23 protein-coding genes are annotated in these 22,486 nt (G+C 44.3%); 10 read left to right on the top strand and 13 right to left on the bottom strand.

The window, feature by feature from the left end; translation table 11 throughout:
- The 6 genes from BJP34_RS05980 to BJP34_RS05955 all read right to left on the bottom strand — a co-directional run bounded on the left by BJP34_RS05980 (position 1) and on the right by BJP34_RS05955 (position 7,879).
- Positions 1 to 540, bottom strand: a complete 540-nt coding sequence (locus BJP34_RS05980) for a Rab family GTPase (protein ID WP_070391550.1) — start codon at positions 538 to 540, stop codon at positions 1 to 3.
- Between the two features lie 275 nt (positions 541 to 815).
- Positions 816 to 3,431, bottom strand: a complete 2,616-nt coding sequence (locus BJP34_RS05975; protein WP_083305025.1) for an OmpA family protein — start codon at positions 3,429 to 3,431, stop codon at positions 816 to 818.
- A 122-nt stretch (positions 3,432 to 3,553) separates the two neighbouring features.
- Entirely contained in the window at positions 3,554 to 4,264 is a 711-nt protein-coding gene (locus tag BJP34_RS05970) for a hypothetical protein (RefSeq protein ID WP_229424265.1), read from the bottom strand.
- Positions 4,265 to 4,664: 400 nt separating this feature from the next.
- Positions 4,665 to 4,907: a TIGR02450 family Trp-rich protein gene (locus BJP34_RS05965; RefSeq protein WP_008181697.1), complete on the bottom strand. Its 243-nt coding sequence runs from the start codon at positions 4,905 to 4,907 to the stop codon at positions 4,665 to 4,667.
- Between the two features lie 334 nt (positions 4,908 to 5,241).
- Positions 5,242 to 5,829 carry a rhomboid family intramembrane serine protease gene (locus BJP34_RS05960; RefSeq protein ID WP_070391549.1) on the bottom strand — a complete coding sequence of 196 codons (588 nt, stop codon included), beginning with the start codon at positions 5,827 to 5,829 and terminating at the stop codon, positions 5,242 to 5,244.
- 112 nt (positions 5,830 to 5,941) lie between these two features.
- A complete protein-coding gene (locus tag BJP34_RS05955) occupies positions 5,942 to 7,879 on the bottom strand; it encodes a S9 family peptidase (RefSeq protein WP_070391548.1) in 1,938 nt (645 codons plus the stop codon).
- 272 nt (positions 7,880 to 8,151) lie between these two features.
- On the opposite strand from BJP34_RS05955, the gene BJP34_RS05950 reads away from it, so the two are divergent.
- Positions 8,152 to 8,370, top strand: coding sequence for a DUF4327 family protein (locus BJP34_RS05950; protein ID WP_008181701.1), 219 nt, complete (start codon positions 8,152 to 8,154; stop codon positions 8,368 to 8,370).
- 434 nt (positions 8,371 to 8,804) lie between these two features.
- On the opposite strand, the gene BJP34_RS05945 is transcribed toward BJP34_RS05950, so the two are convergent.
- Complete coding sequence (locus BJP34_RS05945) at positions 8,805 to 10,028, bottom strand: protein kinase domain-containing protein (protein ID WP_070391547.1); 1,224 nt, start codon at positions 10,026 to 10,028, stop codon at positions 8,805 to 8,807.
- Between the two features lie 407 nt (positions 10,029 to 10,435).
- Positions 10,436 to 12,760 (bottom strand): serine/threonine phosphatase, encoded by a 2,325-nt coding sequence (locus tag BJP34_RS05940; RefSeq protein ID WP_070391546.1) that lies wholly within the window; start codon positions 12,758 to 12,760, stop codon positions 10,436 to 10,438.
- Between the two features lie 420 nt (positions 12,761 to 13,180).
- On the opposite strand from BJP34_RS05940, the gene BJP34_RS05935 reads away from it, so the two are divergent.
- Positions 13,181 to 13,900, top strand: coding sequence for a pentapeptide repeat-containing protein (locus BJP34_RS05935; RefSeq protein ID WP_070391545.1), 720 nt, complete (start codon positions 13,181 to 13,183; stop codon positions 13,898 to 13,900).
- A gap of 111 nt (positions 13,901 to 14,011) precedes the next feature.
- Positions 14,012 to 14,146, top strand: coding sequence for a hypothetical protein (locus BJP34_RS48470; protein WP_267876497.1), 135 nt, complete (start codon positions 14,012 to 14,014; stop codon positions 14,144 to 14,146).
- A gap of 140 nt (positions 14,147 to 14,286) precedes the next feature.
- Here the strand turns inward: BJP34_RS48470 and BJP34_RS05930 are convergent, their stop codons facing one another.
- Positions 14,287 to 14,763 (bottom strand): TspO/MBR family protein, encoded by a 477-nt coding sequence (locus BJP34_RS05930; protein WP_070391544.1) that lies wholly within the window; start codon positions 14,761 to 14,763, stop codon positions 14,287 to 14,289.
- Positions 14,764 to 14,819: 56 nt separating this feature from the next.
- Here BJP34_RS05930 and BJP34_RS42535 point away from each other — a divergent pair, with 56 nt between their 5' ends.
- Entirely contained in the window at positions 14,820 to 15,050 is a 231-nt protein-coding gene (locus tag BJP34_RS42535; protein ID WP_158517037.1) for a hypothetical protein, read from the top strand.
- Here the strand turns inward: BJP34_RS42535 and BJP34_RS05925 are convergent.
- On the bottom strand, positions 15,040 to 15,942 hold the full coding sequence (locus BJP34_RS05925; protein ID WP_324611024.1) for a ParA family protein: 903 nt from the start codon (positions 15,940 to 15,942) through the stop codon (positions 15,040 to 15,042). The genes BJP34_RS42535 and BJP34_RS05925 overlap by 11 nt on opposite strands.
- Before the next feature lie 20 nt (positions 15,943 to 15,962).
- On the opposite strand from BJP34_RS05925, the gene BJP34_RS05920 reads away from it, so the two are divergent.
- The 3 genes from BJP34_RS05920 (at position 15,963) to BJP34_RS38840 (ending at position 18,127) form a co-directional block, all read left to right on the top strand.
- On the top strand, positions 15,963 to 16,820 hold the full coding sequence (locus BJP34_RS05920) for a ParA family protein (RefSeq protein ID WP_070391543.1): 858 nt from the start codon (positions 15,963 to 15,965) through the stop codon (positions 16,818 to 16,820).
- Positions 16,821 to 17,090: 270 nt separating this feature from the next.
- Positions 17,091 to 17,723, top strand: a complete 633-nt coding sequence (locus BJP34_RS05915) for a TIGR04282 family arsenosugar biosynthesis glycosyltransferase (protein ID WP_149030824.1) — start codon at positions 17,091 to 17,093, stop codon at positions 17,721 to 17,723.
- A 173-nt stretch (positions 17,724 to 17,896) separates the two neighbouring features.
- Positions 17,897 to 18,127, top strand: a complete 231-nt coding sequence (locus tag BJP34_RS38840; protein WP_149030823.1) for a hypothetical protein — start codon at positions 17,897 to 17,899, stop codon at positions 18,125 to 18,127.
- 8 nt (positions 18,128 to 18,135) lie between these two features.
- On the opposite strand, the gene BJP34_RS05910 is transcribed toward BJP34_RS38840, so the two are convergent.
- Positions 18,136 to 18,723: an IS607 family transposase gene (locus BJP34_RS05910; RefSeq protein ID WP_070391541.1), complete on the bottom strand. Its 588-nt coding sequence runs from the start codon at positions 18,721 to 18,723 to the stop codon at positions 18,136 to 18,138.
- Between the two features lie 258 nt (positions 18,724 to 18,981).
- Here BJP34_RS05910 and BJP34_RS05905 point away from each other — a divergent pair, with 258 nt between their 5' ends.
- Positions 18,982 to 19,668 (top strand): TIGR04283 family arsenosugar biosynthesis glycosyltransferase, encoded by a 687-nt coding sequence (locus BJP34_RS05905; protein WP_070391540.1) that lies wholly within the window; start codon positions 18,982 to 18,984, stop codon positions 19,666 to 19,668.
- Between the two features lie 539 nt (positions 19,669 to 20,207).
- The gene (locus BJP34_RS05900; RefSeq protein WP_070391539.1) at positions 20,208 to 20,393 is read left to right on the top strand and encodes a cyanobactin class RiPP; all 186 of its coding nucleotides are present in this window, start codon (positions 20,208 to 20,210) and stop codon (positions 20,391 to 20,393) included.
- Between the two features lie 32 nt (positions 20,394 to 20,425).
- Here BJP34_RS05900 and BJP34_RS42530 read toward each other — a convergent pair whose 3' ends face one another.
- Both BJP34_RS42530 and BJP34_RS47095 read right to left on the bottom strand, forming a co-directional pair.
- On the bottom strand, positions 20,426 to 20,569 hold the full coding sequence (locus tag BJP34_RS42530) for a hypothetical protein (RefSeq protein ID WP_158517036.1): 144 nt from the start codon (positions 20,567 to 20,569) through the stop codon (positions 20,426 to 20,428).
- 790 nt (positions 20,570 to 21,359) lie between these two features.
- On the bottom strand, positions 21,360 to 21,518 hold the full coding sequence (locus BJP34_RS47095; RefSeq protein WP_229424264.1) for a hypothetical protein: 159 nt from the start codon (positions 21,516 to 21,518) through the stop codon (positions 21,360 to 21,362).
- On the opposite strand from BJP34_RS47095, the gene lipA reads away from it, so the two are divergent.
- A complete protein-coding gene (gene lipA / locus BJP34_RS05895) occupies positions 21,487 to 22,344 on the top strand; it encodes a lipoyl synthase (RefSeq protein ID WP_229424263.1) in 858 nt (285 codons plus the stop codon). The genes BJP34_RS47095 and lipA overlap by 32 nt on opposite strands.
- The last annotated feature ends 142 nt before the right edge of the window (positions 22,345 to 22,486 follow it).

The following is a 22,486-nucleotide window of genomic DNA, read 5'->3' as shown; positions in this document are numbered from 1 at the left end:
TTATTCCTGTTGAAGCGTTCCGCAACCTAATTCCTGAAATATGTCATCGACGTATAACCCGGTTTTAGCTGAGGTATAATAATTCGCTATGACTTGGTCTTGCTGGGCAGTTTTTTTCTGTAATATCTGTTTCAATTGCTCCAGTTTTTCTTGATCAACTAAGTCGGATTTATTTAAGGCAGTAATAATCACCCCTTTGGGATTGATGGATAAAAACAGATCGATATGATGAACAATGTGCTCAATGGTTTCAATGCGAGTTACATCAGCAACAATAATTGCACCCTGAGCTCCTTTTAAATATGTTGGTGAAATTCCCTTAAATTTAGTATGACCTTCTAAATCCCAAATCATCAATTTTAGATCCAGCAGTTCTGATCGGGTGTCATCCTTAAATTTTAGGATTTTGCGGGAAATTTTCACTCCAACTGTTGAAAGATATTGGTCGCTAAACACACCCTCCACAAATCGGCGGATTAGGCTAGTTTTGCCCACACCAAAGTCTCCAACTAGGCAAATTTTTCGATCAATAGTGGACATTGTTACTGGTTGCTGACAACTGGTTTGAACTCTCGGGGATTGTAAACAGTTGTTAAGAGATGGGCGTGGCTCCACATCTGAACAGGTTTACGGTATGATTTCTTCAGCGGACTTGAACACCTATTGATCACCGACCGTATGTTCCCAGACAGCAGTATAGTTTTAGCATTAGTGATCTATTGCAGTAGTTGGCTCACCTCCTGATTCCAGATTTAATAAACAAAGGAATAAAGTCCATAACTTGTTGTTATCTCCTGGCTCAACCAAAGGCGCTTTCAATTGGGTTTCTCGGTAAACTGATCAAATACGACACATCGATTTAACCACAGCGGTTGACTAGCATCAACATCTGGCGGTCGTTTGCCAACCCCACGCACTTGCAGTCGCTCTGGATCAATGCCTTGCTGAACAAGCACATTTTTTACCTTTTGGGCTCGTTTTTGAGCCAATCCCTGATTTTCGGTAAGTTTATCCCTAGGATCAGCGTAGCCGATTATCCTCAGGTGCTTTTGAGGATAGCGCTCCAGGAATTCCTTAATTAATCGGATTTTAGTGCCTATATCCTCTGGTTTCAACTTGGCTGAACCCAGATCAAAGTAGATCCGGCTGGTAAGGTCTAATCCTTGGAGTTGTAAATTGTTCTCGACCGACTTGACACCAGGAATGTTCTCAAAAGCTTGGATAATCTTAGGAAAATCCTGAGCATAAAGTACGGCTCCGTTTACTGTGACCCTGCCTTCTGTATAGTAGGCTAAAATTACTACCCCATCCATTTGATTCAAGGTGTTGCTCACCCGTTGGACTTGAGCTTTGGTTAACTCATGAGTATAGGGGAGTTCGATCACCTCAATTCGATTATCCAACTTTAATTTAGGAGCCGCAGCTTTGGCAATTTGCTCGACGTTTGAGCGCATAGCCTGATTCGGTAGCTGTCCAGCTAGCTTTAGTATCTGGCGATGGGCTTTAACTGTTAAACCATAATCAACCACTTCTGGGGCATAATAGGCGAGGGCAAGTTGAGTTTTTTGCTCAATGCGACGGTTTATTCTAGCCCTATGCTGATAAATTCCCCCAAATACAGCGATTAAACCCAGAAGCCCCAAGCCAAGCACCAATAAGCCTGGCGGTTTCTTGCCTTTTTTCCGATTTTCCTGAGTATCACGACGCCCTTGACTAACGGATTGATCTAATAAATTTTCTAAAATTCCCTTGACTCCCACCGGGATAGTTGTAGTATCCCCATCAAAAGACCTGATCGGTTTACCATAATGGGTAACAATAGTTTCTAGACTTTCCCGCAACTCATGAATGAATTGTTGGGTGGGTTCCCCTTCAACTACCACCGCCAGATAGCAATATCCCTCTACTTCCAGTATTATCTTGGATGTACCATAGTCAATAGCATCGATTTCTGCCACATCCCCAGACTGAGCGATACAGTCATTGACAAAGCTACGGATAGCGGTGAGCATCCCTGCTACCATATCTGACTCTAGATGCTGGCTGTCAGAGGGTTGTACCTCAGCAATCACTAAACCAGAGTCTTTATGAATCAAAAAGATAGCTCGCGCCCGAAACAGCATCACCTCCCGAAACAGCAGTTCCGCTTCAGAAACCCCCTGCACCTTAGCGCGAATCTTACGCATCATTCCTTCAATGCTGAGGGCATTTTCCACCTTATCATTGATAGCTCGGATTTCTTCTGCTAAGTATTTGGAAATGGTACTGCCAATGACCGGATACAGAGCACGTACCATGGCGTCTCGCTCATGTCTAATCTGTTCCCGGATAGCTGCTGCCATTTCTGGTCCGATCGCTTTTCCAATCGCGTCTCGCTTAAGTGTAATCTGTTGCCGGATAGCTACTGCCATTTCTGGTGCGATCGCTTTTCCAATCGCGTCTCGCTCAAGTGTAATCTGTTGCCGGATAGCTACTGCCATTTCTGGTGCGATCGCTTTTCCAATCGCGTCTGGCTTAAGTGTAATCTGTTGCCGGATAGCTACTGCCATTTCTGGTGCGATCGCAAACCCAACTTCCTCTGGGCACTTCTCGATGCAGGAGGAAATAGCTATTGGAACTGCGGGAGCGATCGCTTCTCCCACACCCTCTTTATCCTGTTGAGTTCTGTGGCCAATGACTTCATCAATGATGGGAGTCAGGGAATCGGTCACCGAGGTACTGAACTGAGCTACCGTGAGATTCAGCAGCTTAGCCATCACTGGTAGCAATAGATTAATCAATTCTTGAGGTTGATCAATCTGATGCTCAAGCCTGCCTTGTCTTTGGGCTAGGGTTTCTATCTGGTCACGAAACTGTGACATTTCTGGAGATATCACCAGTTCTTGCAAAATCTCAGCCAAGGTGTCTAATTCCTGGGAGGTGTCCCGAGCAGACTCTGATGGCAGGTCTTGATTAGTTTCTGTGGCTTCGGATTGGACTAAATTCTCAGCTAATACTGGATCTTCGGGATGTTGAGGCATTTGCGGCAGATGCTCCTTTGGTGTAGGAAGCTGTGGTGATGGGTTCTGATCGGGAAAAACTTTGACACCGAAGGATTGGGGTTGATCCCTTTCTTGAGCTAATGCTTCTTTCTCCTGAACCCCGTGGAGGCTACTACTGCCAAGGCCAGTTTGAGGTTCAATAGCTGGAACCTCAAGGTCACCGGATGAATCGGATTGTTCAATAGTGTTTCCCTGATCAGAGGTTATCCCTTGCTGCTCAGATTTAGGGTGTTGGCTAGGTTTATCCGTCTGATCAATAATTTTGAGGTCAGCGAGTAAATTCAGCAAATCCTTCAACTCGTCTTCTGTGCTTGAATTGACCTCAATTGAGTCTGAAATAGAATTTTCCGGCTGATGCTTCTCAGCCGGATTTTGGTTTGAAAATGCCACTGGTGGCTATCCGTTACTATTTAACCTTTTGCAAAAATCAGCGAACGCACCTTGATTTAAAACTAATATCTAGAGAAAATCAAGTTAATTTTTGTCGCTGGCATTGCAGGACTGTGCCAAGTCTATTCCAAAGTCTGAGTTTGCTTGATTAACTGGAGATGCTCGTCATCATGATTATTATTAGTAGCAGTTTTATCAGTAACCGTAGCATTATGACCTTTGGTCTGTGGTAAACCAGAGAACCGATCACTAGCTTCTTTGAGTGCTGGAACCAATTCAGTCCCTTTGAGCCTCAAACCCAACTCTAACAACATGTCTCCGAGATCTGCTTTCGAGGCTTTGGCATCTTTGAACTGTGCAAATTTAGTTTCCAGCTCTGCCAAGATCTGCTTTCTGAGATTGATCACATCTTGCTGATGCTGTTCTTTAGTTTCCAAAAGTTCCTTCTTTAGGGAGCTTGACTGCTTGTAGACTGTCTCATCAAGCACCTCAATACTCTTAGAAAACTTTTTGTTGAGCAGCTCAACCCGCTCCTGAATCTCATTCCTCTCTTCGGCTGCAGTTAAACTAAGATTACTTATTTTTTTTTCGAGGGCATCTACCGCAGCAGCTATTTCTTTCGACAGAGTCGTTTTGATCTGCTCAACGCGATCGCGTATTTCCTGCTGCCACATGGATAAGTCAGACTCTATCTTCGTGAAGCGAGTATCATACTCTCGCAGCTTAGAACCTATTATTATATCACGTATCTTCTCAAGATTTCCCAGTCTTTCCCGCATTTCTGCTTTATTGATTCCATCCATGGCAATAAAACTCAAATAAACAATAAACAATGAACCATAAACAATTACCAGCTTGCCTTGAATTCAAGGAGCGTGCCATTTATCTTATCAATCAGATGCTGCTGTGAACCGGAACCCTTGTGTGTTAAACATCTTGAGCCGCATCACTAACCAGAAAAAATACCTAAAACCTATTACTATTAGCTTACAGCCAAGACTTTTAATCCTCTGCACCAAGGATTTCGCCTTGACCGAGTAGGGGTTTGGTAAGGGCAAACTGGAAGCTTGTGGGATTTATGCATGGGGATAAAAGTTCTCTGTTATATCAAGTCCAGTTGAATATCCATCAATCTTGAAGATTGATCGGGAGATAGGCATATCGCCAGATCAGGCAGATTTTTATGAGATTTTGAATCAAAATCCCCGTTGATACCATATCAACGGGGATTGGTTACTCTTCGCTTTCGATTTCGGCTAAAGATTTCCAGCCTGCTTGCCACAAGCCAGGATCTTTAAGCTGTTTAGCATTTAGCCAAAAACGGACATTCGGGTCACAAGAAGCCACCATTTCAGCAAACACCCACTTTCCTTGGTTTTTACGATTGACCACTTGGAAATGCCGCCAGCCCCAAGTTTTCTGTTTAGCTGTCCATTTTGAACCCACAAGATGAGGGAATTTTTGTTTTTGAGCCATTTCCTCTATGGTCTGATCATCAAGCTTGAGCGTGGTGAGTGCGTTCGTAGGGAAAAAATTTTCGTTCTTTGTTGGTTATACGTAAAAGTTATACCTAGAAGATTGAGACTGTGACACCTTGCACTCACACTGGGTTTTCAGAATTGACCCAAGGAGCGACAATCCCTGCGATTCTCCTTTGGATACACTACGTGAACGCATAATTGTTGATAAAAGTTTCTCTAGTTCTACTCAAAACATATTACTCACACCAGCAGACAGATAGTTTAAATCTGTTGGGGACCCACAAAGTCTGTCTGGTTCTATTTTCACACTGAGTAGTCAAAACTTAGCACTACGAAGAGAGTTTACGCTTTGCCAGTAGACGTGCGGCTAGGATACCGCCGATAAAACCAAATAAATGTCCTTGCCAAGATACATGGGGCTGTGAGGGTAAGACACCCCAAACTAAACCACCATAGAGGAAGCCGACTATAATTGATAGAAAAATTGAGGGTAGGTTTCTTTCAAAGAAGCCTCTAAATAGCAGAAAACCTAGATAGCCAAAGATCAGCACACTTGCCCCAATGTGAACTGAATTGGGAGCGCCCAACAGCCAAACCCCAAGACCACCCACCAGCATGGTGATGGTGGTAACGACGAAAAAGTCGCTAGTTTCTTGCAACATTACAAACCAGCCTAGGACAAGAAAAGGTATAGTGTTGGAAATCAGATGAGAAAAACCGCCGTGGAGAAAAGGGGCAAATAAAATACCCCGCAGCCCAATCGGGTTACGGGGGAGGATGCCATATAGATCAAGTTTCCTTCCAAAAATGAATATATCCACCAGCTCTACAATCCACATCAGAGCGACCCATCCACCGAGGATGATTGCCTGAGTTTGTAACTCACTGGTTATTGATTTTCTTTCCTGCCTAGTCATGGTTGATCAGTTTATGGTGAAAAATAGTATCGAAACCAATAGACAAATAGCGACATTGGCTTACTTCGCAGGTCTTGAGCCATGTCTACAGATTAACGTAATTCAATAATGACTAATAATTATAGATAGTTAGAGGTTCTATCGCCTCTGCTAGCTCAAATCCAAATACCCGGGAGTAAAAATACAACTCCCCTTCCAGAGTCCGTTTAATCGTTTCAGCTTTACGAAAACCGTGTTGCTCCCCTTCATAGGTGACATAGGCTACAGGTAACCCCTTAGCCTTCAAAGCTGCCACCATCATTTCTGCTTGACTAGGAGGAACTACCTTGTCTTCTAGCCCCTGGAAGAAAATTACAGGACACGACAGTTGGTCTGTGAAATGAATAGGCGATCGCTGTTGATATAAATCTTTACGTTCTGGATAAGGACCGATCAAGCCATCTAGATACCGGGACTCAAATTTGTGGGTATCCTTGGCTAGTACCTCCAAATCACTGATACCGTAGTAGCTAGCGCCAGCTTTAAACACATCTCGGAATGTCAGAGCAGCTAGAGTTGTATACCCCCCTGCACTGCCTCCAGCAATCGCCAGTCGCTCACTATCAACTAGTCCTTGCTCAGCTAGGTATTGCGCGCCATTGGTGCAGTCCTCAACATCTACAATCCCCCAGTTGTTTTTCAGGCGCTGACGATAGTCCCGCCCATAGCCAGTACTCCCACCATAGTTGACATCTAGCATGGCAAAACCACGAGAGGTCCAGTATTGAATTTTTAGGTTAAACGCACTGGAAGTCGCTGCCGTAGGTCCACCGTGGCTTTTAACAATTAGGGGTGGTTTTTCGGACTTTGGTGCAGTGTAGTCTTTGTTTTGTGGTGGGTAGAAGAAACCATAGGCGGTCAGTCCATTAGTTGTCGGAAATGCGATCGCTTGAGGCCGCGATAGATAGCCAGTATCGATAGCTAACTCACTCGACTTCCTCAATACATTGATTTGTCCATTTGTCAAGTCCCACTGAACAATAGCGCTTGCTTCTGTTACGGAACCAGCGATAAAAACCGCTTGATTATCAGTTACCTTTAGGTCTGCAATACTGGTGTATGGTGTAGCAATGTCGGAGCGCTGCTTCGTTTTTAGGTCAATACTAGCTAAATGCCAGTTTCCTGCCTGAGTATAGGTACATATGATTCTATTGGCACCATCGAAGCCATAAGTAGACATCCCAAAGACCCATTGGGGTAGTCCAAACTCGGCTTCCATTTCACACAGGGGTTCGATTTCCCCTTGGGTTGGTTGCCAGCGGTAGAGATTCCACCAATTAGTGCGATCGCAAACAAAGTAAAGGACACCATCTGGTGACCACTCTGGCTGAAATACCGACTCATCTACCCCACCAGCAATAGCTTCTGCAACACCTATAGAACCATCGGTTAAGATTGGAGCTACCCAGAGTTGAGTACCATCCCAGGGCATATTGGGATGATTCCAGCTTAGCCACGCGAGTTTAGAGGAATCTGGACTTAGGCGCGGCGAGGAGTAAAAGTCACAGCCAGAGGCTAGCACTTGAATATCTTCACCATTTTCTAGGCTGATGCTAACCAAGGTATTGACTGGTTCCCCATCCACCCTGTGGTTTTCTCCCACACAGATTATACGTCCCCTTTGCTGGTCAATTACCCCATCACCATAGCGCCAGTGAGCTATGGGGGTTAGGGGTTGGGGTTTGGAGTTTGGGGTTTGTTGGTACAGACGTTGGTCAGCAAAATTAGAGAAGTAAATTGTGCCATCCTTAACAGCAAAAGCAGCACCACCATACTCGTTAACCCGAGTCCGAGCATTGAAGGGCTCGGGAGTCAGATCAACACTTTTGCCATCAGGGGTGCGTCGCACGATTACATTGCGTCCAGCTTCTGCAGGTCGCCCTTCAATCCAGTAAACATCCTTTTGATCAAGGGCAATGCTGCCCAACCGAACGCTGCCTTGAACAATCATGTCAGCGCTAATAGGGGATTTCCAGGAACCATAGGGGGCAAGGTGTGCTGGTTGGGTCATGGAAAAACTGCTGTAATTGCCTCTAACTTGCTTGGGCTCTATCTACTATCATAACCTGACTACGTGTCCATGGTTCGCGTTAAAGTAGGGATTCCCGTACATTTACCCAAATCGGACTTGCTTAAATGCATCCAATTGCGCTAAAAGAGTATAGAGGGGCTTCCTTGCCGTACAAAACTCTACAGATCGGCGCATTACCGCAAAGGGGAAGCATTGTAGTTCAGGTATTCGCAAAAGCCAATCTAACAACAGAATTTTAGAGATTTTAGAGTATGACTCAAACAGTTACTCACCCGATGGTGAAGTTGCAACGCCATGTGCGTTCACTGGCGGAATCCAAAATTATTAAACCCAGTGACAGCCTTTGGAAAATTGCCCTGCTCTATGGGGATGAATGGTCCTACTGGAAACAGGAACTGACTGAATTCGGGTTTACCATGCAAGACCCGATCAGTGACTTACTAGCTGTGGAAGCCTGGGACGAAGAATGATCTGATCCAATTTGAGGTTAAGTACTTATATATCTCATCATGTGCGACCCTAGGCCGCGAGCAATCCCTCGCGGCAAGGGAAGCGGGCATCTATTTGTTTTGTTCGTAAGAATGAAAATTGAGAATTGAAAGTTGTCAGTGGTTAATTAGCTATTGAAAATTAGCTATTAACAATTAGCTATTAACAATTTTCAAAAGGCGATCAACGGGGATCAACCATTGTCAGAAGTAATTAACCGGACTTGATCTGAGTTCTTTCGCTTCCGTTTGGCGTCCAAGCTTCAATCGGTGGAGCTTGGTCATGGATCAGGAATACCTGCCGGTATGGTGAGTATATACTTTCTTTATTCCCTGATTTTCCTTATCCTAATCACTAGCCTACTACGCCAAATTCTGCCCGTGAAATTTCTGCTCATATTCTAAGACGCCGACTCCTAAATACAAGCAACCAAAGCCTGCATAAGTTCTTTTGCCGTTTGGTAGCGATCGCAAGCCCTTGGTTGACAAACCCGCTCAATCACTTTCCTTAATTGGGGAGTAACAGTGGGAACGCTTGATACATCAAACCGATATCCTGAACTACGCCTTTGATAATACTTTAGAGGCGCTTCCCCGGTGAGCAGAAAGATTAAAGTTGGGCCAATGGCGTAAAGATCCGATTGAGTGCAAGGCTGACCTCGGTCTTGTTCAGGAGCGCTATATCCTTCCGCTCCAATCCGTGTACCTGGTATAGTGCCAATTTCTTTAACAGCACCGAAATCCAACATGACAATTCGGTTATCTCGATGGCGTACCATCAAATTCGCCGGCTTAACGTCTCGGTGGATTAGAGGCGGCTGCCGATCGTGGATGTAGTCTAAGATATCGCAAGTTTGAATCATCCACTCTACTGCCTGGGGCAAGATGACTGGTCCAGTGCTCAAGACACGTTTTTCTAAATCCTCACCGTGAATCAGAGCCATTGCTAAGTATTTTTTACCCCCTTCCACAAAAAAGTCGTAATACTGGGGAATTCCGGGATGATTCAGGGTTTTCAGGGTGCGAGCCTCTCGTTCAAACAGTTCTTGAGCCTTGGAAATTTGAGCCATATCAGCATTCATTTCCTTGAGTACTAGTAGGAGTGGGTATCCATCTTTGCTGTTAACTTTGTCCCAGGCAAGATAAGTGGTTCCCATTCCCCCCTGTCCCAAGGTTCGCAAAACATGGTAGTTGCGAATGACTCGCTCGACTGGCACCAAGGGTTGACCACAGTGAATACAGAACAAATTACCTGGTGCATTGCCTTGGTGTTGGCATGGCTTAGTAGTTTCAGCCAAGGGCTTGGGTGCTAGGGCAGGTAGTTGCTGGGTTTGAACTTGGAATTGCAGCAGTGGACCTTTCTGGGCTAGCTGAATCAGAGCCTTTTCCGGCAGCACCCCCTGGGAAATCAAGACACCATTTAGGAAGGTGCCATTGGCACCCTGATTGACCAACTGCCACATCGGACCCGATGGGGAAGCACTAGCCCTGAGTTCCAGGTGATGTCGTGACACGATCGGGTCATCGACAATCACATCATTATCAGGAGCACGACCAATGCGAATCGTAGATTTGCTCTGAAAGCTCCACTGCTGCACTGGAGTGGGGCTTAACGGATCTAAGAGGGTCAGTGTGACCATAGTCAGTTGTCCTTTGTCCAAAGTCCTTTGTCCTTTGTCCTTTGTCGGTTTTATCCTTTGTCGGTTTTGTCCTTTGTCGGTTTTATCCTTTGTCGGTTTTGTCCTTTGTCGGTTTTGTCCTTTGTCGGTTTTGTCCTTTGTCCAAAGTGACTAACCAGAATATACTGGCAGCTACTAATGACATACAAGTAACGACTGTCATGACTAATGACAAACAACTAATAACAAAATGACTAATAACAAACAACTAATGACTAATGACTAACTAAGTAGCTGGACGTATTAACTTTTGTAAAATTGCCAACAGTCCTTCTGTTCCAGTGATTCCCTGTTGCCTCAACCCTATTGCAACAGTTAATTTGACTTTTTTCCGACTACTTAATGACTCATGACAAACAACTAATGACCTAATTTAATCTTGGTTGAGCCAAGTTTGGTCGCACCTTCACGCGAACTAGGATTAGTGTAATGTTGTCGTGACCATTATGCTCATTTGCCAGCTCAATCAAGTTAGCCAGACCCTGATCGAGGCTAGCTCGGGAACTGAGTAAAGGTGCTAAGTGAGTTTGCCAGTGATTTTCCAACAGGTCATTATCTGACAAACCATCAGAACAAAGTAAGAATATACTATCTTCTGCGATATCTATGAATTGCACATCGGGATTTAGGAATTGCTCACTACGCGGTCCAAGGGCTTGAGTTAGTTGATAGGCATCAGGGCGAGAGTAAGCGAGCTCTGGATCTACTCCGTGCTGGATTTCTCGTTGACCCACCTCGTGGTCTATAGTGATTTGCTCTAAGCCTCGTTTCCGAGTTAGCCGATAGACCCGACTATCTCCGACATGGACAATCCCTACCTTGGTATTTTCAATCAACATCATGACTAGAGTCGTACCCATTCGACCACTGCCAGAGCGAGCATTTTCTTGGTTGATATCGAAAATCGCTTGATTTGTTACATAGACGGATTTCCTGAGACTATCTTCTGTGGGAAACTGGTCTTGCCAATTTTCTTTAAAGTAATTCTGGAGTACCTCTACTGCCATAGAACTGGCTACTTCCCCAGCCGCATGCCCTCCCATGCCATCGCAGAGAATATATAAACCACGACCTTGTATAGTTCGACCAATAGGATTTTCCTGCTTTTTGACTTGGGTCTGGATGCCAAAACAATCCTCATTATGATCTCTTTGATGACCAATGTCTGTAATACCGAGATCATCAAGACTCTGCAAGCTCATGGGCAACAGTACCGTTGGCATTTCATCCCCTTGTTGCTCTTTTGCGGATAGATCAGATAATAATTCTTCGCTATCAGGAGGTTCAGTGTCTGCCCTTGCCATTTCTGAGAGTACAGCCTCAGTTAATTGCATACCGGAGTCGTATAGGTCATATTCTTGTTCGTCAGCAATCCCTTGCAGATGCGATCGCAATTCCTCAATAGTTTCAATTTCTTTAGTACACAACTGCCGGACAACCGTTGACAAGGAGGTAAATTGGGTTCGCTGGGACTGGTTAAATAATCGTTGCCACAGTTGTCCCAAATCCTCTAGGGTTAGGGGATTTTCCTCCCTTTCGAGATAGAGACGCTCCAAACCTAGTGCTTGGTCTTCATCCACCCGGAGATTCGTCAGTTCCAACAAACTCTGACGACAATGCCAAGGCTCTAGAGCTTGCCAAAGCTTTGCCATTTCATCGAGCCAGTATAAAATTTGCAGTTTAGAAAACTCTTCAGAACCCCACAAATTACTCAGTAACTGCCATTCTGAACGGTTTTCTAGCAGGATTATCACCTTACCATTTTGCTGCCAAACATCATGAATTTCTGGCACGCTAGGGTAACATAAGTCCTTAAGAGCCAAATAGGGTTTAGCACTTTGTGGGATATCTAGGACTTTCCAAACGTCTACGTTTTCTTTCGGGGAAGGTTTTGGCTGCTCTAGAGTTGTCGATAGATCAAATTTCTCTGGAGACAATTTTGTTTGAGTAATCAGAGCTTCTAGGGGAGACTTTTGTAACGGTTGGCAGTCCAAAACTGTTACAAAGATACTATAGTCTGTTGTCTTACTTTCCTCTATCTGATATCTGATTTTATCAGGTTCTAGTACTCTGTAACGCTTACCCTGGTCTAGATAGACAATTGTTGCTGTCTGAGAAGTTGGGTTTTCGAGATTAGGAATTGACCAGGTCGAAGCTTCAATAGATTGAGGTTTCTCCTGTATTGGCGTAATCTCTAGTAATGGCTCCTGCCCAGATTCTAGTTCCACTTGATCTGAGCCACTGCTGTTGTTTATTGATGCTTCATCAGCCAACAGTGTTGATGCTTGGGATAAGGTAGCATCATCCCCTGACTCAATTAGTATAGTATCCGATGCAGTTAGCCACTCTTGTGTTGTTTCTAGGGATGATTCTGCCTGGGTTAGTGCCCTCTCGGTCTGGTCAGACTGTGGTTGTGACACTGCTACTGGGGTAGCCTGCTCAGCTGAGGAGTCTGACACCTCAACCGGGGTTTGAGGAGAATCCTGCGGGGACGTTGGCGAATTTTGCTGCTTAGAAATAATAGCCCTCCAAACCGTTCCTGTGAAGGCACCGCAGTTGTGACAATTTTCAGCATTTAGGGGCACTTGGGTAGCGCATTCATGACAACTTTTATCGGTTAGGGAAGTTCCACATCGTTGACAAAACTTGTTGGTATTTGGGTTCTCGAACTGACACTGGGGACAAACTAACATAATGGAACTTCCTTAATCCTTAAATTCCGCGCTTTGGTGGGTAACTTTTAAGAGTTAATCTAACTGCCATCTAGTTGGCCAGGCTGTCATCTATGATGGCAGCTTTTAGCAGCATAGCCTGATTCCAATTTTTACGCTCTCGTGCCATGTCATGCTATAATCAGAGAAATTTTTTAAGTAACTATTTTTTTTCTAGGCTACACCCTATAGTTTAACCAGGGAGCAGAGGGTGAGGGCAAGCAAACGGCAAACTAGCTCTATTATCGGTCCGTTCTGGCAAAGCCTCTCCTCTTACTACAGCCAACAGCTGAAGCAGCTATATACAAAAGTTTAAACTTTTATTCCGGTAGGGGCGAAAAATATCTTGTATCTATCTAAGTAGAGGGCTACTCTCAGGTCAATCTGGGCAAGCTTTTGGTGATGAACATTAAACTACCTTTAATCATTACTGCTATCTTCGGGGCAACTATACCAATTGCTCTTCATCTATCATCTGCGGAACAGGTCAGCATATCCCTAAAAACTAATGATAACTCTAGTAAGAGAATTCAACATCAACAAGCCAAAACAAAAGTGCTTGAGTTAATGTTAAAAACCAAGACCTGTGTAGAGTGTGATCTCATCGGTTTTGATTTGAGTGGACTTGACTTAAGTGGAGTTGACTTTAGCCGAGCTGACTTTAGCCAAGCTAACTTATCCGATAGTAACCTAGAGAATGCTAAACTCAAAGATGCCAAACTAATTGGTGCTCGTTTAGAAAACGCCAAGTTAACCTCTGCTGACTTAGATGGCGCTGATTTTAAAGATACTAACTTAAAAGGTGCTGATCTTAGTGATGCTAATCTCCTCAATATCCGATTGGCTAATGCTGATTTAAGCGCTGCTATTCTTAATCGTACTGAGCTTCGAGAAGCTGACTTGACTGGTGCTAATATGGAGCATGCTGACTTGAGTCATGCTAGTATTTATGGTGCAATTTTGAGGGAGACTAATCTCACTGGTGCTAACCTTTATAAAGCGAATTTGCGTTACGCCAATTTGCAAGATGCAGTATTGAAGGGCACTAATCTAAAGGGCGCTGATTTACAATTTGCTGTTATGCCTGATGGGAAAACTGTTTATGGAACCGATGATTACTGATCTCTAGGAAAATAAAATTAAGAAACTTGCGTGTAAAAAAAAATCCCAATTAAAGTAGGGTAGGCAAAGTTATCTTTTCTATAATAATCATTTTAACCAAACTGTGTCTTGATGCAAAGCGCGAGTGGGGGAAACCACGGCAGTCGCTCATGGGGGGAACCCCCTGTTCCCTTGCTGCATCGCTTTTTGCCCACCCTACAAGCTAAGTCGCCTCATTTCCCAACGTGTAAAAAAAATCCCAATTAAAGTAAGGTGGGCAAAGTTATCTTTTCTATAATAATCATTTTAACCAAACTGTGTCTTGATGCAAAGCGCGAGTGGGGGAAACCCCCTGTTCCCTTGCTGCATCGCTTTTTGCCCACCCGACAAGCTCCGGTTAAATAAAATTAAGCTGCTCCTGGATTAAGTCGCCTCATTTCCCAAGTAGTGTAGGTACCAATCGGACTCCAAATCATGTAGGGAAGTAGCAGCAAGAACGCTACGAGAGATACAGGATAAATCAGTAAAGCCAGGATAATACTTAATAAGGCACCTGTGCCACCAATAATGGTGCCAACGGTGAGGCTACGAAACAGGAACATGACTGGTGTATAAGCCATGGTGATGATTTCTAGTAGTAGATATAAACCCATGAGCAACCAGGTGCTTCGGCTACCTGGGTCATTTTCCCAAACTATATACGCTGACCAACCACCGCAAATAAAGATAGTTATCCAGATCAGGGGAATTGCTCTCTCGAAGGTGAGCCATTGCGGACGACGTAAGCGATAGAACCATCTGACTCCTTCGGGTCTGGTGATTAAGTTACCAGCGAATGCTACTAGCAGGGTTACCGCTGCAATTACCATCCAAGATTTAATCATGATTTTGGCCTTGCTCCTAAATTCCCAATTTCATCAAAAATCAGCAAAAATGTCGTTTGACCTGGTGGTGCGTTACGGGCAGCAACCTAACAAGGTGCGAACAGGCGGAAAATCATTTCAAGCCCGCCCCTAACGCACCCTACGTACTCCCAACACCTCCCACACTTCCCACACTCCCCACACTCTTATCCCCGATTCCCGACTCCCGACTCCCGACTCCCGATTCCCGATTCCCGATTCCCGATTCCCGATTCCCGATTCCACCCTTGTTCTCAACTATTTCTTAGATTTATTTGTTATAATATTCGATAATTTTTGGATAAATTCTTGAGTGAATTGAGTAAAGGCTTTGGCTCCAGTTGCTTGGGGTTCATTGATGACCACAGGTCGAAACTCATCCACAGCTTTGGCAACCGCAACATTCCTGGGAATTTCTATACTAAAAATTTTGTCTTTCCCAAAATTATCAGTCAATCGGTTTTTGACTTGTGTAGCCATATTGGTGGCGTGACCAAGGGAGAAAAACAGAATGCCAATCAGGGTTATCCCAGAGCGATCGCTTTGTACGAGCTTTTTGATCTGACCTTCTTCCAGGATGCCAATCCCAACCACTGATAACGGTTCTGCTTTGGCAGGAATCAGATAAAAATCACTAGCAATAATTCCACTACGAGTGATAATATTCTCACTTGGGGGGAAATCCAATAGAATAAAATCGTAGGTTTGTTGAACTGGCTCAAGGGCACGCTTAATTAAATAATTTTCTAGCTGATTCCAGTTGTTTTCAAACTCTTGAGGATTATCCTTTGACTGAGAAAACAGCAATGCAGCCAATAGAAAATCATTGTAGGTTTCGATATCCCCTGGCAATAAATCTAGTCCATCGACTCGACAAATATTGCGCTGAATCGCTTGTTCAATGGGAATATATGCCTGAGTGGGTGACTGAATGACTTGATTAATTATTTTTTTTAAGGTTCGGTCTTCCTTCTTGAGTTTAGCAAATTGCACTGGAGGCATCAGGCTTAGGGTAGCATTAATCTGGGTATCGAGATCAACGATTAATACTCGCATGCCATAATCTTTGGCAAGACAGGTAGCAAGGTTGACGGTGGTGGTAGTCTTGCCAACACCGCCTTTCATATTGACTATAGAAATGGTGTATCCCAGTTTTGACAAAAAGAAAGAGGTAAAATAACGTGAAGGTCATTGCAGTATACCATAACAAAGGCGGCGTCGGAAAAACCACGACGGTGGTTAACCTAGGGGCCGCTATCCGAAAAAACCGCAAAAAAGTGCTTGTGATCGATCTTGATAGCCAAGCGAATGCTACCTTTGCTACCGGACTGGTTAAATTTCATGACGAAGCATTTGATGATATCAAAGATTGTAATATTCTCCATGTTTTGCAATCTGAGGAATTCTTCTCAATCTCGGAAGTAGCTAGAAAATCTGAATTCAGCAATCCAGAAATTGATGTGGTTCCTGCCCACATCGATCTCATGAAATATGAGCTTGATATGAATCAGCTTGATTTTAGCTTCCTAATGCTGATGGATAAACTAGAGGATGTTAAAACTTACTATGATGTGGTAATTCTTGATACTCCGCCTTCTTGGAATTTATATGCTAGAATTGCTTTAATCACTGCTGACTATTTAATCATCCCTTCAGACCTCAAGCCTTTTTCTAATCAAGGCTTACTGAATGTACAAGATTTTATCAGAGCTATTAATGGCTATCGAAAACAAATCAACATTAAACCGCCACTTGAAGTCTTGGGAGTGTTGCCTTCTAAAATAGCAACCAATAACATGTTCATACAACATACCTTGCCAAAACGGATACAAGCAATTTCCGATCGATATGGCTTTGATGTGATGAAGAGTGTTATTTTCGATCGAGATGATTTGGCAAAATGTGCTGAACAAGTTGAAAAAGTAGACAATCAAGATATACCGTCTCCAGTGTCTGTTTTGGATTATAAGCCCTATTCTATGGCTTCAGAAGAATTTAGGTCTCTTGCCCAAGAAGTTTTGGAAAAAATAGGCATGTAAGCTATATAGCAATTCTTAAACTCATGAGGGACAAATTTATGGGTTTGAGGGAACAGGGAACAGGGAACAGGGAACAGTAGTCAAGAGCTCCAAGGAGTTTTTACTGTTATGACAAAATAAGATTATTTTTCGTGATAGCATTATAAATTATATATAACAACTGCTGTAGTAATTGTTATAATTATTCTCCCCTAATCCCGATTCCCTACTCCCTACTCCCTACTCCCTATTCCCTATTCCCTATTCCCTGTTCCCTGTTCCCTTTAGATAATGATACTGACAGAACGCCTAATTATTTTCAGCCGCTATCCAGAGCCAGGAAAGACTAAAACCCGGATGATACCAGCTCTAGGAGCGGATGGTGCGGCAACCCTTCAACGTCGGATGACTGAACACACTGTTGCCCAGGTCAAGGAATTAATAACTGGTCGCCCTGTGTCTGTAGAAATCCATTTTGCTGGTGGTAATCAACAGCTAATGCAGAATTGGTTAGGCTCCAATCTGGTCTATAAACCTCAGAGTGATGGGGATTTGGGCAAGCGAATCACTTCGGCGTTTGAGTTATCGTTTGCGGAAAGCATTACCAAAGTTGTGATCATTGGTATTGATTGCCCCGATTTGAATAGTTCGGTGATGAATCAGGCATTTGAGGCTTTAGACAATCATGATTTAGTACTTGGACCAGCTAAGGATGGCGGCTACTATCTGGTTGGTCTAGGTCGATTGATTCCAGAGTTGTTTGTCGGAGTGAGTTGGGGAACATCTGAGGTTTTGCAGCAAACGGTGGATATTGCTAAGAGTCTTAACCTAACTATGGCGATGCTTTCCGAGCTTACTGATGTTGACCGGCCAGAGGATTTATGGGTAGTATCAAATTTGATGGGAGTAGGGAGTAGGGAGTAGGGAGTAGGGAGTAGGGAGTAGGGAGTAGGGAATCGGGAATCGGGAATCGGGAAGTTAGAATTTAGTAAATTTTGCGTAGGGTGCGTTAGGGGTGGGCTCGCCCTGATTTTATGCCTCTTCGCCACCATTGAAATAGCCCACCCCGTAACGCACCACCGAGTCAAACAGCAAAAATGAGATGCACCCACAGCGGATCTGGGAATTGGGAATCGGGAATTGGGAAAAAATCCTGTTTATATGAGATCTTGCAGCAGTACAAAAAAAACTTAATAACGGCAGTGATAACAATTAATTTCAGTACTGAAAGCGACAAATATCATCACTGTTCCCTGTTCCCTGTTCCCTGTTCCCTGTTCCCTGTTCCCTTCAATCCTATATTCATAACCCAAATAAAAACAATATAGCTGATAGCTTACATTTTGGAACTTTTAGCACTATTGAGTTTTTCTGAAAAGATTGTAATCAGCTCCATCATGTCTGTAACTAATTCGTGTTCAAGGCTGATGTCTTCTGATGACTTGTTGATAATTATTACTTCTGTCTTGAATTCTTCACACATCGCAAAGACTAATTCAGCGCTAACTCTAAGCAGCCTATCTTTGTGAGTAATGACAACTCTGCCAACATTCCCCTGCATGATGCGCTTAAGCAGTTTTTGTAAGCCTTTATTTTGGGAATTGATTCCGGCACCTGAATCTTGAATTGTTTCATACTGCCAACCATTAGCAGTACTAAAAGACTCTAAAATCTTGATTTGCTTGACTAAATCTTCTTTTTGGTCTTGATCTGAAACACGGGCATAGTTAATGGTTATGCGATCATCGATCTGACCGACATTCCGTGGTGTAATGTGTTTGATATCGGCTACATAAAATCGCCGATGCCCACTGGGAGAACGTTGTGACCTAATTTTTCCTGCGTCTGCCCACCTCCTTAAGGTTTTAACTGAGACCCCTAGCTCACTGGCTGCTTCTCCAATACTAATGGTTAACCCTGACATGTTGGATTTATCACCTTATTTGAATTGAGTTTGAATTGAGTTTGACCTAGTGGTGCGTTACGGGGCGGGCTCTGAGAACCCTGGCTACGAGGTTGAACATGAGGGCAAGCCCGCCCCTAACGCACCCTACGCACTGTTTATCTTTTATTGTATCGCTATAAGATAATAAATGTCTAGATATGGATAGAAATTAAGGAAGAATTGGTTATTTCCTACTCAAGGATGCTAGTTTGTCAGAAACAATCCTAAAGCTGTTGCGTGATAGTAAAAATTTCAATTATCATCCCGGTTCTCAATGAGGCTAGTCACATAGCTGATACTTTGGCTACGGTTAGGGAAGCGTCTAATGTGGAAGTGATTGTGGTAGATGGGGACAGTTACGATGAAACCGTTGCGATCGCACAATCACTTGGTGCTAAGATTATAGCTGCTGGTACCGGTCGCGCTAGTCAAATGAATGCTGGTGCTGCGGTGGCTACGGGAGATATTCTGCTGTTTCTCCACGCTGATACCCGTTTACCAACAGGATTTGATACCTTAGTTCGCCAAGGGTTACAAGACTATGACACCGTGGCTGGTGCTTTTGAATTAGCCATTGATGCTAACCTGCGGGGGGTAAGGCTGATTGAGTGGATGGTGAATTTGCGATCGCGTTTTTGCTCCCTGCCCTACGGTGATCAAGCTATCTTTATCAAGACTAAGGTGTTTACAGACCTCGGTGGTTTTCTGAATCTACCGATTATGGAAGATTTTGACTTGATGCGACGCCTCCGCCACCTAGGTAAAATAACTATCCTTAATCAACCTGTCTTAACATCAGGACGCCGCTGGCAGACCTTAGGGGTTGTGAAAACTACATTAATTAACCAAATGGTGATCGTTGCTTATCATTTGGGCGTTTCTCCTCACCGGATTGTGGGTTGGTATCGTCGGGCAAAAGGATAATTAAGAATGAAGAATTGAGAATGAAGAATGTAGAATGTAGAATTGAGAATGTAGGGTGCGTTAGGGGCGGGCTTGCCCTAATTTTCCACTTCGTAGCCAGTATTAGGATAGCCCGCACCGTAACGCACCACCAAGTAGAATTGAGAATTGAGAATTGAGAATGAATAATTAAGAATTTATATAGCGTTGATTGCATGTATGAGGTATATTTATCAAGCTCAAAGTCCCCCTTGTTAAGGGGGATTTAGGGGGATCTCTTTGTACCTCATGGGAAACAGAATTGCTATATATAATTTAGGGTAGTGATCAAGATATAGTGATATTCTAGCTACGGTAATGGTGAAGGTTGTGAAAGAAAAAATCCTAACCGAATCGAATCAATTCTTAATTCTCAATTCTTAATTCTTAATTCTTAATTCTTAATTCTCAATTCTTAATTCTTAATTCTCAATTCTTAATAATTGTAAAGCCAACTTGACTCGACCCCCAGACCCGATGGTATTGTTGACCACAGAAGATCTTTATGCAGAGTGGCTGTTATGGGCAAAAAGAATTTATTGCCAAAGCAAAAATCCCCGATCGTACGTTCCACTACCGCTAAGCCCATCCCTGGCTTGGAAGAAACTACCCTGGATGAGGGCTGGGTGCGTTCCGGGGGGTCAATCACCCCATCTCAGGGGGGAGTATGGAAATGTTATCCTTTTGCGGGGGACGGGGACGAGTAGTACTCACTCTATCACAGAAATGGCTAATTATCTCAAAAGTCTTTTTTATCGGTGGTGGGCGGTCGATTGGCTGCGATAAATTTGCGGGAAACCCGAGCGACTTCGGGGTCTTCGGTTACCTGGCACGGTAAGCTGTTCGCCCGACCCTTGCCCGCTCTGAGACTTTTTTGACACATTTGATTCTGATAGAGAAACCCCAGCTATTGGGGTTTTCTGTTTAAAGAGGGGAATCGGGAGTCGGGAATCGGGAATCGGGAGTGGGGAGCAGGTAAGAGGTAAGGGCGTTGCTGATTCTGAGTATGGCGCACGCCCCCCTAGCCCCCCAATTCTGGGGGGAACAAAACTATCAAAGTCCCTCTCGGTGCGCTTTCCAATGGGCGAGTAAATCGCCCTTGGGTCGCACCGCAAAGTTGATACTGCTGGCGAAATCAATATTTGTTTACACAAGGGTGGCAGATGGGGAACTTTAAGTTCATGCTCCCCCAAAATTGGGGGTTGGGGGGCTACAAAGACTTCTGTCTCCCGGCTGATATTTCTAAATGTTAAATTCGCCAGCAGTATCAAAGTTGGGGGACCAACGGGGGCTGCAATAAAATCAGATAATCGCCCTTCATTCCTTAATTCAGCAACGCCAAAATTATTCCAATAATAAGCAACACCAAAAATCCTGTTTACCTGATAGGATTGAAAAATACTGTATATAGCAATTCTCTGTCTTGATGCAGTCGCTCATGGGGGAAACCACGGCAGTCGCTCATGGGGGAGACCCCCAAGACCGCGCTGCCTCCCCAAGACCGCGCTGCATCGCTATGCCATGAGGTACAAAGAGATCCCCCATTATCCCCCTTAATAAGGGGGACTTTGAGTTTGAAAAGCGTACCTCATAAATCCTAGAAACGCTATAATAGCTGGTTATGCCAGAATAATCATTTCAAAAATACCTTCTTATCGATCAGCAACTACTTATTACATCTCCCTATCTCCCCATCTCCCCATCTCCCCATCTCCCCATCTCCCCATCTCCCCACACTCTCGACTCCCCATGACTACACAAAAACAATGGCGTTCAGAAATTACTGCACTCCCGTCTTGGTTGCGACGTCCGATTGGTAATGCTAGTGACATCTCAACGGTGCAGCGGATTATTAAACAACGGCAGATTCACACCATTTGTGAAGAGGGACGTTGCCCGAACCGAGGTGAGTGCTATTCTCAGAAAACCGCTACATTTTTGTTGATGGGACCGACGTGTACACGGTCTTGTGCATTTTGTCAAGTAGATAAAGGTCATGCTCCCATGGCCCTTGACCCAGAGGAGCCGCAGAAAGTGGCGGAATCGGTACAGTTGTTGGGGTTGCGGTATGTGGTGCTGACCTCTGTGGCTCGGGATGATTTGCCAGACCAGGGTGCCGGTTGGTTTGTCGCTACCATGGATGCGATCCGCCAACTCAATCCAGGTACTGAGATAGAAGTGCTAACCGCAGATTTCTGGGGGGGTAAAGGTGAGCAGGATCAAACCTCAGCAGAGTTGCAACAGCAACGGATAGCCACGGTGGTGGAGGCCAAGCCAGCCTGTTACAACCACAATATTGAAACAGTGCAGCGCTTACAGGGCAAGGTGCGCCGGGGAGCACAATATCAGCGATCGCTAGATGTGCTCAGCATTGTCAAACAACTCAATCCCGCCATTCCCACTAAGTCCGGATTAATGTTGGGCCATGGGGAAACCAAAGCAGAAGTAATAGAGGCGATGGCCGATTTAGGTAAAATTGGATGCGATCGCATCACCCTCGGTCAATATATGCGTCCCTCTCTCCAACATCTGCCGGTACAAAAATACTGGACACCGGAAGAGTTTGATGAGCTAGGTGCGATCGCGCGGGATATGGGATTTGCCCATGTTCGTTCCGGTCCTTTGGTTCGTAGTTCGTACCATGCTGGGGAAACTTGAAGAGTAATTTTAACTTGGGTGAGGTACAGATTCCTGGGTTTTAGGGAACAGGGAACAGGGAACAGGGAACAGGGAACAGGGAACAGGGAATAGGGAATAGGGAACAGGGAATAGGGAATAGGGAATAGGGAAAAAATCCTGT

The sequence above is a fragment of the Moorena producens PAL-8-15-08-1 genome (assembly GCF_001767235.1).
In the GTDB taxonomy this organism is placed as follows: Bacteria; Cyanobacteriota; Cyanobacteriia; order Cyanobacteriales; family Coleofasciculaceae; genus Moorena; species Moorena producens_A.
The sequence above is the reverse complement of the archived record's forward strand: the minus strand, read 5'-3'. Positions and strand labels throughout refer to the sequence as shown.